The organism is Croceibacterium selenioxidans (assembly GCF_018599195.1).
Classification (GTDB): Bacteria; Pseudomonadota; Alphaproteobacteria; order Sphingomonadales; family Sphingomonadaceae; genus Croceibacterium_A; species Croceibacterium_A selenioxidans.
In genome coordinates, this window is the sequence record NZ_JAHFVK010000002.1 from 1,247,797 (window position 1) to 1,260,506 (window position 12,710).

Sequence of the window (12,710 nt, forward strand, 5' to 3'; positions counted from 1 at the left end):
ACGGCGACCGGAGCGCGGTCATTGCGGACATTCATGCGATCGCAGTTGTCCTCCCGCGGGCCGCCATGATAACGCTACCACAAATAGAATATCTGGGAGGGTGCTGTGGGTCTCGGCGAGTTAAGCGTCGCGTTCTTTCTGCAGATCTTCGTCATCGTCGCCGCGTGTCGCGCGATGGGCTGGGTCATGAAGCGATTCTTCGACCAGCCGCAGGTGATCGGCGAGATGATCGCCGGCGTCATTCTGGGCCCTTCATTGCTGGGCCTGCTAGCCCCGGAGATCCAGGCGACGATTTTTCCGCCGGACAGCAAACCAGTCCTCTATGTCTGCGCCCAGCTGGGCGTGGGGCTCTACATGTTTCTCGTCGGCCTAGGATTTCGCACCGATCACTTCCGCGACAACGCCAAGAGCGCTGTCGCGGTATCGCTCTCCGGAATGCTGGCGCCCTTCCTTATCGCTGTCGCGCTAACGCCCTGGTTGCTCGACCTTCATCTGTTTGGGGAGAGCGTCACCCGAGTGCAGGCCACGCTGTTCATGGGCGCATGCATCTCGATCACCGCCTTTCCGGTGCTGGCCCGGATCATCCAGGAGCGCGGCCTGACCAAGACCCCGCTCGGTTCGCTCGCTCTCTCGTCCGGCGCGATCGACGACGCGGGAGCCTGGACCGTTCTGGCGATCGTGCTCGCGAGCTTTGGCGGTGGCGCGGAAGTGGCCTTCAAGGCCGTGCTTGGCGGCGGCCTGTTCGCGGCGTTCATGATCCTGCTCGGACCCAGGGTATTAGCCCCGCTCGCTCGCTGGGCCGAACGTGAAGGCAAGATCACCCCGCCGCTCCTGGCGGTGGTCGTCATGTTGTTCGGCTTGAGCGCCTGGGCGATGGACGCGGCAGGTCTGCATTCGGTGTTCGGCGGCTTCCTGCTCGGCATCGCCATGCCGCGCGGATTGCTGACGCGCGAGATCAAGCGGCAGATGGAGCCGTTCACCATAGCGCTGCTGGTGCCGATGTTCTTCGTCTTCTCTGGACTCAACACGCAGCTCACCATGGTCAACAGCTGGACCCTGGCGGCGATTGCCGGAGTGATCCTCCTCGGATCGATCGCCGCCAAGGCCCTGGCGTGCTGGGCTGCGGCGCGAGCCACCGGTCAGGACAATCCGACGGCCATGGCGCTGGGCGCCCTGATGAACGCGCGCGGCCTGATGGAGCTCATCATCATCAACATCGGCTTGCAGAAGGGCATTATCGGCCCGGCGCTGTTCTCGATGTTGGTGATGATGGCGATCGTGACGACGTTGATGGCCTCGCCGCTGTTCGAGATCGTCTACGGCAAGAAGGCGCGCGCCAGCGGTGAACTCGGCCACCTCAACGAAGACGATGAGGAAGCGGGGTCGGCCAAGCCCGAACTGGCCCCGACGCGAGTTCGCTAAGAGCCCAAACGAAAAGGGCGGCGCCTCGCGGCACCGCCCTCTCGTGTTTGATCCGAAAGGACCGAGGCTTACTTGAGCTCGACGGTGCCGCCGGCTTCCTCGATCTTCTTCTTGATCTCTTCGGCTTCAGCCTTGTTGATGCCTTCCTTGAGCGGCTTCGGAGCCGATTCAACGAGGGTCTTGGCTTCGGTCAGGCCCAGGCCGGTGATGGCGCGGACTTCCTTGATCACCTGGATCTTCTTGCCACCGTCACCGGTCAGGATGACGTCGAACTCGGTCTTCTCCTCGACGGCTTCGGCGGCAGCGCCAGCACCAGCCGGGGCAACGGCCACAGCAGCAGCGGCGGAAACGCCCCATGCTTCTTCCAGGGCCTTGGCGAGTTCGGCAGCTTCCATGACGGTCAGCTGCGACAGGTCTTCAACGAGCTTGGCGATATCGGCCATGTTAAAATACTCCGTTCAAATGATGGACCGCCCCATGCGGGACGGGAATTCGAGAACTGAAAAACCGCTTACGCTGCGTCCTTGGCGGCATATGCGCCGAACACGCGAGCAAGCTTTGCCGCCGGGGCATTGGCCAGCTGCGCCACCTTGGTGGCGGGCGCGTTGACCAGGCCGACGATCTTCGCCCGGAGCTCGTCGAGCGAAGGCATCGAGGCGAGCGCCTTGACCCCTTCCGCGTCGAGCTTCGTGCTGCCCATGGCGCCGCCGACGATTTCGAGCTTGTCGTTCGTCTTGGCGAATTCCACCGCGGCCTTGGCAGCGGCGACCGGATCGGTCGACCATGCCAGGGCAGTCGGGCCGGTGAGGTGTTCCTCGAGGCCTTCGTACTGGGTGTCCTTCAGGGCGAGCTTGGCGAGGCGGTTCTTCGCAACCTTGTACGACGCACCCGCATCGCGCATCTTTCCGCGCAGGGCGGTGGACTGAGCCACCGACAAGCCGAGGTTGCGGGTGACGACCACCACGCTGACCTCGTTGAAGACCGCGTTGAGGGCTGCGACCGAATCGGCTTTCTGCGAACGATCCATGCCTTACTCCTTCACAATGGCCGCACACGTATTGGTGCGCGCGACCGGCTCACATTGACCCATGCCGAGCATCGACACGGGCATTGGTCCGTTGAAGGGGAAGGAGTTGCGCCGAAACGCGATAGGGGCACGCGCCAATAGCGCTGCCCGGAAATCTCTTTTCCCCGTCTAGGCTGGAAATTAAGCGCCGGCAGACCCGGTGCACCAACTGTCTCGGACGGATGACCGACGGACAAAGGCCCGCCAGTCAGGGGCGGGCCTCTAGACAATTCGGGCGCGGAGTCAAGAAATCCGTCAGTCCCCTTCATATCCCAATACGTCGCCCGGTTGGCAATCCAGCTCTCGGCAGATCGCCTCGAGCGTCGAGAAGCGGATCGCCTTGGCCTTGCCGGTCTTGAGGATCGAGACGTTGGCGAGCGTCAGGTCGATCCGTTCGGCAAGCTCGGTCAGGGTCATGCGGCGCTGATAGAGCAGGTCGTCCAGCTTTACGGTGATCGGCATCAGACGGTCCCCTCCAGGTCTTCGCGCATCTCGGCGCCCTTGCGGAACACCCGGGCGAGGATGAACATCAGCACGGCTACCACCAGGCCGGTGAATGAGAGGTCGGACTGCAGCTGGAACACGCCTTCGTCGACGCGGGTCTCGAGCCAGGACGAAACCACGGTGAGGGGGATCGCGAGGATCTGCACGATGAGCGCCAGCCACCCCATGCGGGTCAGGCGCGCAGCGTTCTCAAGCGTGAAGGGATCGCCCTTGCCGACGGTGTCGATGATCTGCGCCAACCGGGTCGCGAAGTCGTACATCAGCCCGAGCGAGATGAGCATGGTGAAGATGGCGAGCACGGCGGCCCACTTCACTTCGCCGACACCGGTGGTCTTGACGATAATGTGCTCGGTCAGCCCGGTCGCTCCGATCGCGACGACGGTGCCGGCAATGCCGAGCCCGATCATGCCGATGACCAGGCCGATCCGTACCAGGATGGTCAGGACCTTCCCCGTCGTCAGCAGCGGATCCTTGGTGAGTGTGTTCATTGCGTCTTCCCCTGTTGCAGGTCCGGCCGGCCGATCAGGCGAGGATCGGCGCGGCGATGACAATGCCGGTCCGCTCGACGGGTACCGACGCGACTTCTGCAAACGAAATGGTGACGAGGAGCACTGCAACGAGCAGGGCGGCGGTTTGTTCGATCACTCTGGTCATTTCTCGATCTCCAATATGGTCGATATCGATATTCAATAAGCCGATTCGCGCTTATCGTCAATCGATAATATCGAAAAACGATATGGTTCTGATTGAAATACGGAAAATCCCGTTTCGCAGGATACCCGCGCGGGGACGCTGAACGGAAAGTCATTGGCGAATCGTGCGATTCAGGGGTCCCGTGGGTTTGACTTGCGCGGGGGTCGCTCCTATATCCGCCATCCATTCGACAGCTTCGAGCAAGGCGGGCCCATGTGCGGGGGTTCTCCACGGAAGGAAGCGTCGGGTAATCCGCTCGATTCGTCGCCAATGCTGCAGCTCCGGTCCCGGAAGGGGAGCGGTGTGCCTGCGGCTCTTTCGGCGTTTCGGTGGAGCCGCCCCGCACAGGGCAAGAAATTCACGCCGGACCCATTCCGGCGAAGCATAGCGAAGAGGCAACTCCCTCCATGGCGAAGAAGTCAGAGGCCACCGGCGCCGCGTCCGTTGCGACCGTCCAGAGCAAGAAGAAGCGCATCCGCAAGATCTTCGGCGACATCCACGAAGTGGTGCAGATGCCGAACCTGATCGAGGTTCAGCGCGAAAGCTACGAGCAGTTCCTGCGCTCGGACAAGAGCACCGGCTACGTCTCCGGCCTCGAGAAGACCTTGCGTTCGGTGTTCCCGATCCGCGACTTCGCCGGCACCGCCGAGCTCGACTTCGTCCATTACGAACTCGAAGACCCGAAGTACGACACCACCGAGTGCCGTCAGCGCGGCATCACTTATGCCGCCCCGATGAAGGTCACGCTGCGCCTGATCGTGTTCGAGGTCGATACCGAGACCGAGACCCGCTCCGTCCTCGATATCAAGGAGCAGGACGTCTACATGGGCGACATGCCGCTCATGACCGAGAACGGCACCTTCATCATTAACGGCACCGAGCGCGTGATCGTGTCGCAGATGCACCGTTCGCCGGGTGTGCTGTTCGACCATGACCGCGGCAAAACGCACTCTTCGGGCAAGTTCCTCTTCGCGGCCCGCGTGATTCCGTACCGGGGTTCGTGGCTCGACTTCGAGTTCGATGCCAAGGACATCGTCAACGTGCGTATCGACCGCAAGCGCAAGCTGCCGGTCACCGCGCTGCTGTTCGCCCTCGGTCTCAACAGCGAGGACATCCTCGACTACTTCTACGAAGCGATCACCTGGAAGCGCGGCGCCAACGGCTGGGAAATTCCCTTCGCCGCCGAGCAGTGGCGCAATGCCAAGCCGGGCTTCGCCCTGGTCGACGCCAAGACTGGCGAGGAAGTGTTCCCCGCCAACCAGAAGGTCAGCCCGCGCGCGGCCAACAAGGCGGCCAAGGATGGCCTCGAAACCCTGCTGATCCCGACCGAGGAAGTCTTCGGCCGCTATTCGGCCCGGGACCTGATCGACGAGAGCACCGGCCGCATCTACATCGAGGCGGGCGAGGAAGTCTCTCCTGAGAACCTCGAGAAGATCGACAAGGCCGGCATCGACCAGCTCGAGCTGCTCGACATCGACCACGTCACCACCGGCGCCTGGATGCGCAACACCCTGCAGGCCGACAAGGCGGAAAACCGCGAGGAAGGCCTCGAGGCGATCTACAAGGTCATGCGCCCGGGCGAGCCGCCGACGAAGGAAACCGCCGAAGCCCTGTTCGAAGGCCTGTTCTTCGATCCGGAGCGCTATGACCTCTCGGCCGTCGGCCGCGTGAAGCTCAACATGCGTCTCGGCCTCGACGCCGAAGACACCGTGACCACCCTGCGCAAGGAAGACATCCTCGCCGTGGTCAAGGAACTGGTGAACCTCAAGGACGGCAAGGGCGAGGTCGACGACATCGACAACCTCGGCAACCGCCGCGTCCGTTCGGTGGGCGAGCTGCTCGAGAACCAGTACCGCGTCGGCCTGCTCCGTATGGAGCGCGCCGTGAAGGAGCGCATGAGCTCGGTCGACGTCTCGACCGTCATGCCGAACGACCTGATCAACGCCAAGCCCGCGGTCGCCGCGGTGCGCGAGTTCTTCGGTTCGAGCCAGCTCTCGCAGTTCATGGACCAGACCAACCCGCTGTCGGAAGTCACCCACAAGCGCCGCGTCTCGGCGCTCGGACCGGGTGGTCTCACCCGTGAGCGCGCGGGCTTCGAAGTCCGCGACGTTCACCCGACGCACTATGGCCGTATCTGCCCGATCGAAACGCCGGAAGGCCCGAACATCGGTCTGATCAACTCGCTTTCGACCTTCGCGCGCGTCAACAAGTACGGCTTCATCGAAACCCCGTACCGGACCGTGATCGACGGGACCGTCACCGGCGAGGTTACTTACCTCTCCGCGATGGAAGAGCAGAAGCACACCGTCGCGCAGGCTTCGGCCGATCTCGACGACAGCAAGCACTTCGTCGAAGACTTGGTCTCGGCCCGCCAGAACGGCGAGTTCGTGATGGCTCCGAGCGAAACCGTCACCCTGATGGACGTTTCGCCGAAGCAGCTCGTCTCGGTCGCGGCCTCGCTGATTCCGTTCCTCGAGAACGACGACGCCAACCGCGCGCTGATGGGCTCGAACATGCAGCGCCAGGCCGTGCCTCTGCTCAAGGCCGAGGCGCCGTTCGTCGGCACCGGCATGGAAGAGACCGTTGCGCGTGACTCGGGTGCGGCCATCGCCGCCACCCGCGCGGGCGTGATCGACCAGGTCGACGCGACCCGTATCGTCATCCGGGCCAGCGGCGACGTCGATGCCGGCAACCCGGGTGTCGACATCTACAACCTGCAGAAGTTCCAGCGCTCGAACCAGAACACCTGCATCAACCAGCGTCCGCTGGTGAAGGTGGGTGACGTGGTCGAACAGGGCGACATCATCGCCGACGGTCCTTCAACCGACCTCGGCGAGCTGGCGCTCGGCCGGAACAGCCTGGTCGCGTTCATGCCGTGGAATGGCTACAACTACGAAGACTCGATCCTGATCTCCGAGCGGATCGTGAAGGATGACGTGTTCACCTCGATCCATATCGAGGAGTTCGAAGTCATGGCTCGCGACACCAAGCTCGGGCCGGAAGACATCACCCGCGACATCCCGAACGTCGGCGAGGAAGCGCTGCGCAACCTCGACGAGGCGGGCATCGTCTACATCGGCGCCGAAGTGCACCCGGGCGATATCCTGGTCGGCAAGATCACGCCGAAGGGCGAAAGCCCGATGACGCCGGAAGAAAAGCTCCTCCGCGCGATCTTCGGCGAAAAGGCTTCGGACGTTCGCGACACTTCGCTCAAGCTGCCGCCGGGCGTTGCCGGCACGGTCGTCGAAGTGCGCGTTTTCAACCGTCACGGCATCGAGATCGACGACCGTACCCGCGCCATCCAGAACGAGGAAATCGAACGCCTCAAGAAGGACAGCGAGGACGAGCGCAACATTCTCAACCGCGCGACCTACAACCGCCTGCGCGAAATGCTCGAAGGCCAGGTCTCAGCGGCCGCGCCGAAGGGTCTCAAGAAGGGTGTGAAGATCGACAGCGAAACGCTGGACTCGGTTGACCGCCACGACTGGTTCAAGTTCGCCGTCGCGGACGATGCCGTCCAGTCGCAGCTCGAAGCGGTGAAGGGCCAGTATGACGAGGCCGTGAAGCGCATCAAGGACAAGTTCGAAGACCGCAAGGAGAAGCTCGAGCGGGGCGACGAACTGGCGCCGGGCGTGCTCAAGATGGTCAAGGTCTTCGTCGCGGTGAAGCGCAAGCTGCAGCCGGGCGACAAGATGGCCGGCCGTCACGGCAACAAGGGTGTCATCAGCCGCATTCTGCCGGTGGAGGACATGCCGTTCATGGAAGACGGCACCCCGGTCGACCTGGTGCTCAACCCGCTGGGCGTGCCTTCGCGCATGAACGTCGGGCAGATCTTCGAGACCCACCTCGGCTTTGCCGCACGCGCTCTGGGCCACCAGGTTGCGGCGGCGCTGGAGGAATGGCGCGAAGCCAACCCGAACCCCGAGGCATCGGCTCCGCCGGCTGCCGTGGTCGAGAAGCTGAAGGACATCTACGGAGAACAGTACCACGCCGACATCGACTCCCGCACGACGGCCGAGATCGTGGAACTGTCGGGCAACCTGAAGACGGGCGTTCCGATGGGCACTCCGGTGTTCGACGGCGCGCGTGAGGCGGACGTTTCGGCGATGCTGGCGAAGGCCGGGCTGCACACCTCCGGGCAGTCGACGCTCTACGATGGTCGCTCCGGCGAGGCGTTCGACCGCAAGGTGACCGTGGGCATCATCTACATGCTCAAGCTCCACCACTTGGTCGACGACAAGATCCACGCCCGTTCGATCGGTCCGTACTCGCTCGTCACCCAGCAGCCGCTGGGCGGCAAGGCGCAGTTCGGTGGTCAGCGCTTCGGTGAAATGGAGGTCTGGGCTCTCCAGGCCTACGGCGCCGCCTACACGCTGCAGGAAATGCTCACCGTGAAGTCGGACGACGTGGTCGGCCGTACCAAGGTCTACGAAGCGATCGTCAAGGGTGACGACACCTTCGAGGCCGGCATCCCGGAGAGCTTCAACGTGCTCGTGAAGGAAATGCGTTCGCTCGGCCTCAACGTCGAACTGTCGTCGCTGACCGACGCCGACGACGAAGACCAGTGGCCGGAGGCGGCGGAATAATCGGGATCGGGGCGGCCGACCGGGCCGCCCTCCCAACCGCCCCAGGAATTCACCCGCAAGGGAATTGAAACATGAACGAACTGACCAAATTCACCAACCAGCTCGCCAAGCCGGAAACGTTCGACCAGATCCAGATCGGCATCGCCTCTCCGGAGCGCATCCGGTCGTGGTCGTTCGGCGAGATCAAGAAGCCGGAAACCATCAATTACCGCACGTTCAAGCCGGAACGTGACGGCCTGTTCTGCGCCCGCATCTTCGGTCCGGTAAAGGACTATGAGTGCCTGTGCGGCAAGTACAAGCGCATGAAGTACAAGGGCGTCGTCTGCGAAAAGTGCGGCGTCGAAGTCACCGTGACCAAGGTCCGCCGTGAGCGCATGGGCCACATCGAGCTCGCCGCTCCGGTTGCGCACATCTGGTTCCTTAAGTCGCTGCCCTCGCGCATCGGCCTGCTGCTCGACATGCAGCTCAAGCAGCTCGAGCGCGTCCTCTATTTCGAGAGCTACATCGTCACCGAGCCCGGCCTGACCCCGCTCGAGAAGTATCAGCTCCTCACCGAGGACGAGCTGCTCGACGCGCAGGATGAGTATGGCGAGGACGCCTTCACCGCCGGCATCGGCGCGGAAGCGGTCAAGCAGATGCTGATCGACCTCGACCTGGCGCAGGAAAAGGAAGATCTGCTCAAGGAGCTGGCCGAGACCAAGTCCACGCTCAAGCCGAAGAAGATCATCAAGCGCCTCAAGGTCGTCGAAAGCTTCATCGATTCGGGCAATCGCCCGGAATGGATGATCCTCGACGTCGTGCCGGTCATTCCGCCGGAGCTTCGCCCGCTCGTCCCGCTGGACGGCGGCCGTTTCGCGACGTCGGATCTCAACGACCTCTACCGTCGCGTGATCAACCGCAACAATCGCCTGAAGCGCCTGATGGAGCTGCGCGCGCCGGACATCATCGTCCGCAACGAAAAGCGCATGCTGCAGGAAGCCGTTGACGCCCTGTTCGACAACGGCCGCCGCGGCCGCGTCATCACCGGCGCCAACAAGCGTCCGCTGAAGTCGCTGTCCGACATGCTCAAGGGCAAGCAGGGCCGCTTCCGTCAGAACCTGCTCGGCAAGCGCGTCGACTATTCGGGCCGTTCGGTCATCGTGACCGGTCCGGAGCTCAAGCTGCACCAGTGCGGTTTGCCGAAGAAGATGGCGCTCGAGCTGTTCAAGCCGTTCATCTACGCCCGCCTCGACGCCAAGGGTCTTTCGATGACTCTCAAGCAGGCGAAGAAGTGGGTTGAGAAGGAACGCAAGGAAGTCTGGGACATCCTCGACGAAGTCATTCGCGAGCACCCGGTCCTCCTGAACCGCGCCCCGACGCTCCACCGTCTCGGCATCCAGGCGTTCGAACCGGTGCTGATCGAAGGCAAGGCGATCCAGCTGCACCCGCTGGTCTGCTCGGCCTTCAACGCCGACTTCGACGGCGACCAGATGGCCGTCCACGTTCCGCTGAGCCTCGAGGCGCAGCTGGAAGCGCGCGTGCTGATGATGTCGACCAACAACATCCTCAGCCCCGCCAACGGCAAGCCGATCATCGTTCCTTCGCAGGACATGGTGCTCGGTCTCTACTACCTGTCGATGGACCGCGAAGGCGAGCCAGGCGAGGGCAAGATCCTGGCCGACATCGCCGAAGTGCATCAGGCGCTGCACGTCGGTGCGGTCACCCTGCACTCGAAGATCACCAGCCGCGTCCCGCAGACGGGCGAGGACGGTGTCGAGCGCATGGTCCGCTACGAGACCACGCCGGGCCGCATGCTGATGGGCGAATGCCTGCCGAAGAGCCACAAGGTGCCCTTCGACGTCGTTAACCGCCTGTTGACCAAGAAGGACATCGGCGACGTTATCGACGAGGTCTATCGTCACACCGGCCAGAAGGACACGGTGCTGTTCGCCGACGCCATCATGGCGCTGGGCTTCCGTCACGCGTTCAAGGCCGGCATCTCGTTCGGCAAGGACGACATGATCATTCCGGACAGCAAGACCGAGCTGGTCGACCAGACCAAGGCGCTGGTTGCCGACTACGAACAGCAGTACCAGGACGGCTTCATCACCCAGCAGGAAAAGTACAACAAGGTGATCGACGCCTGGAGCCGTTGCGGCGACCAGGTGGCGAACGCCATGATGGACGAGATCCGCGCGGCGCCGTTGGACGAGACCGGCCGTCAGAAGCCGATCAACTCGATCTACATGATGAGCCACTCCGGCGCCCGTGGTTCGCCGGCCCAGATGAAGCAGCTTGCCGGTATGCGCGGCCTCATGGCCAAGCCGTCGGGCGAGATCATCGAAACGCCGATCATCTCGAACTTCAAGGAAGGCCTGACCGTTCTCGAATACTTCAACTCCACCCACGGTGCCCGTAAGGGTCTCGCGGATACGGCGTTGAAGACCGCGAACTCGGGTTACCTGACGCGCCGCCTGGTCGACGTGTCGCAGGACTGCGTGATCGTCGAAGAGGACTGCAAGACCGAGAACGCGTTGGAAATGCGCGCCATCGTTCAGGGTGGTTCGGTCATCGCTTCGCTTGGCGAGCGTATCCTTGGCCGCACTACGGCCGAGGACCTGGTCAACGCGAAGACCGGCGAAGTCATCGTGAAGTCGGGCACCCTGCTCGACGAACCGATGGTCAAGGCGATCGAGGAAGCCGAAGTGCAGTCGGCCAAGATCCGTTCGCCGCTGGTCTGCGAAGCGGAACAGGGCGTCTGCGGCAAGTGCTACGGTCGTGACCTGGCTCGTGGTACTCCGGTCAACATCGGTGAAGCTGTCGGCGTTATCGCCGCGCAGTCGATCGGTGAGCCGGGGACCCAGCTTACCATGCGTACCTTCCACATCGGTGGTGCGGCGCAGGTCAACGAAACCAGCCACCTGGAGTCGATCTCGGAAGGCACGGTCGTGTACCGTGACATGCCGACGATCGTCGACAAGCGCGGCCGCCGTCTGTCGCTGGCTCGCAGCGGCGAGATGGTCGTCATCGACAGCGAGGGCCGTGAGCGCGCGATCCACCGCGTGCCTTACGGTACCGTGCTGATGTTCGAAGACGGCGCGAAGGTGAAGGAAGGGCAGCGGCTCGCCGAGTGGGATCCGTTTACCCTGCCGATCATCACCGAGCAGTCGGGCATCGTCCGTTACCAGGACCTGGCCGAAGGCAAGACGATGGAAGAGCGCCTGGACGAAGCCACCGGCATCGCCCAGCGCGTGGTCACCGAGTACCGCGCCACCGGCCGGTCGAAGAAGGAAGACCTCCGTCCGCGTCTGACCCTGCTCGGCGAAGGCGGTGGCGAGACCGAGGCGGCGCGTTACATGCTCGCTCCGGGCACGGCGCTGTCGGTCGACGATGGCCAGCAGGTCGAAGCGGGTGACATTCTCGCTCGTGCTTCGCGCGAAGCTGCCAAGACCCGCGACATCACCGGCGGTCTGCCCCGTGTGGCCGAACTGTTCGAGGCGCGCATGCCGAAGGACGTTGCGACCATCGCCAAGATCAGCGGCCGGATCGAGTTCGTTCGGGACTACAAGGCCAAGCGCAAGATCGCGATCGTTCCGGAAGAGGGCGATCCGGTCGAGTACCTGGTGCCGAAGACCAAGATCATCGACGTCCAGGAAGGCGACTTCGTCAAGAAGGGCGACACGCTGATTTCGGGCAGCCCGAATCCGCACGACATCCTGGAAGTGATGGGGGTCGAGGCTCTGGCCGAGTACCTCGTCGCGGAAATCCAGGAAGTCTATCGACTGCAGGGCGTGAAGATCAACGACAAGCACATCGAGGTGATCGTTCGCCAGATGCTGCAAAAGGTCGAGATCACCGACGGCGGCGACACCACGCTGCTGCCGGGCGAACAGCTCGACGCCGAGGAGATGCACCAGATCAACGCCGGACTGGCCAAGGGCAAGCAGCCCGCGGTCGGCACCCCGGTGCTGCTGGGCATCACCAAGGCCAGCCTGCAGACGCGCTCGTTCATCTCGGCGGCTTCGTTCCAGGAGACCACTCGCGTCCTCACCCAGGCCGCGGTGGAGGGCAAGAAGGACACCCTCATCGGTCTGAAGGAAAACGTGATCGTCGGCCGTCTCATCCCCGCCGGTACCGGCGCGGGCATGAACCGTTTGCGTGTCACCGCCAACAGCCGCGACGCCGCGATCCGCGCCTCGTGGAAGAAGGCGCAGGAGCACCTCATCATGGCCAACACGGCCGAAGAGGAGCACGCAGCCGAGCTCGAGCAGGGTCCGGAAGCGGCGCTGGGCGGCGATCCGTTGGCCGAGGTCGAGGGCGAAACCCACGGCACCGATGCGGATGCCGGTGAATACCTGCAGCAGGCCGAAGAGACGCTTGAAGCGCCCGAGGCCAGCGAAGAGATCGAGGTAGAGGCCGCTCCCGAAGAGGAGTGAGCCCTGACTCGCGCTTAAGAAAAG

8 protein-coding genes are annotated in these 12,710 nt (G+C 63.4%); 3 read left to right on the plus strand and 5 right to left on the minus strand.

Features of this window, described 5'->3' with window-relative positions; genetic code table 11:
- Nucleotides 1-105: 105 nt before the first annotated feature.
- On the plus strand, nt 106-1,422 hold the full coding sequence (locus KK137_RS14890; protein WP_214537313.1) for a cation:proton antiporter: 1,317 nt from the start codon (nt 106-108) through the stop codon (nt 1,420-1,422).
- A gap of 68 nt (nt 1,423-1,490) precedes the next feature.
- On the opposite strand, the gene rplL is transcribed toward KK137_RS14890, so the two are convergent.
- The 5 genes from rplL to KK137_RS16785 form a co-directional block, all read right to left on the minus strand.
- Complete coding sequence (gene rplL, locus KK137_RS14895; RefSeq protein WP_214537314.1) at nt 1,491-1,865, minus strand: 50S ribosomal protein L7/L12; 375 nt, start codon at nt 1,863-1,865, stop codon at nt 1,491-1,493.
- Nucleotides 1,866-1,933: 68 nt separating this feature from the next.
- Nucleotides 1,934-2,449, minus strand: coding sequence for a 50S ribosomal protein L10 (rplJ, locus tag KK137_RS14900; protein WP_214537315.1), 516 nt, complete (start codon nt 2,447-2,449; stop codon nt 1,934-1,936).
- Nucleotides 2,450-2,743: 294 nt separating this feature from the next.
- The gene (locus tag KK137_RS14905; protein ID WP_214537316.1) at nt 2,744-2,950 is read right to left on the minus strand and encodes a helix-turn-helix domain-containing protein; all 207 of its coding nucleotides are present in this window, start codon (nt 2,948-2,950) and stop codon (nt 2,744-2,746) included.
- The gene (locus tag KK137_RS14910) at nt 2,950-3,480 is read right to left on the minus strand and encodes a DUF2975 domain-containing protein (RefSeq protein WP_214537317.1); all 531 of its coding nucleotides are present in this window, start codon (nt 3,478-3,480) and stop codon (nt 2,950-2,952) included. Before KK137_RS14910 ends, KK137_RS14905 begins: the two co-directional genes overlap by 1 nt.
- Before the next feature lie 34 nt (nt 3,481-3,514).
- Nucleotides 3,515-3,646, minus strand: coding sequence for a hypothetical protein (locus tag KK137_RS16785; protein WP_275950711.1), 132 nt, complete (start codon nt 3,644-3,646; stop codon nt 3,515-3,517).
- Between the two features lie 446 nt (nt 3,647-4,092).
- Here KK137_RS16785 and rpoB point away from each other — a divergent pair, with 446 nt between their 5' ends.
- Both rpoB and rpoC read left to right on the plus strand, forming a co-directional pair.
- Nucleotides 4,093-8,271 carry a DNA-directed RNA polymerase subunit beta gene (gene rpoB / locus KK137_RS14915; protein WP_214537318.1) on the plus strand — a complete coding sequence of 1,393 codons (4,179 nt, stop codon included), beginning with the start codon at nt 4,093-4,095 and terminating at the stop codon, nt 8,269-8,271.
- Nucleotides 8,272-8,342: 71 nt separating this feature from the next.
- Nucleotides 8,343-12,686 carry a DNA-directed RNA polymerase subunit beta' gene (gene rpoC, locus KK137_RS14920; protein WP_214537319.1) on the plus strand — a complete coding sequence of 1,448 codons (4,344 nt, stop codon included), beginning with the start codon at nt 8,343-8,345 and terminating at the stop codon, nt 12,684-12,686.
- The last annotated feature ends 24 nt before the right edge of the window (nt 12,687-12,710 follow it).

Bases quoted from the DNA above. Each gene is read 5' to 3' on its own strand.
- rplJ (WP_214537315.1), bottom strand. From the start codon at position 2,449: ATGGATCGTTCGCAGAAAGCCGATTCGGTCGCAGCCCTCAACGCGGTC.
- KK137_RS16785 (WP_275950711.1), bottom strand. From the start codon at position 3,646: ATGACCAGAGTGATCGAACAAACCGCCGCCCTGCTCGTTGCAGTGCTC.
- rpoC (WP_214537319.1), top strand. From the start codon at position 8,343: ATGAACGAACTGACCAAATTCACCAACCAGCTCGCCAAGCCGGAAACG.
- KK137_RS14910 (WP_214537317.1), bottom strand. From the start codon at position 3,480: ATGAACACACTCACCAAGGATCCGCTGCTGACGACGGGGAAGGTCCTG.
- rplL (WP_214537314.1), bottom strand. From the start codon at position 1,865: ATGGCCGATATCGCCAAGCTCGTTGAAGACCTGTCGCAGCTGACCGTC.
- KK137_RS14905 (WP_214537316.1), bottom strand. From the start codon at position 2,950: ATGCCGATCACCGTAAAGCTGGACGACCTGCTCTATCAGCGCCGCATG.
- rpoB (WP_214537318.1), top strand. From the start codon at position 4,093: ATGGCGAAGAAGTCAGAGGCCACCGGCGCCGCGTCCGTTGCGACCGTC.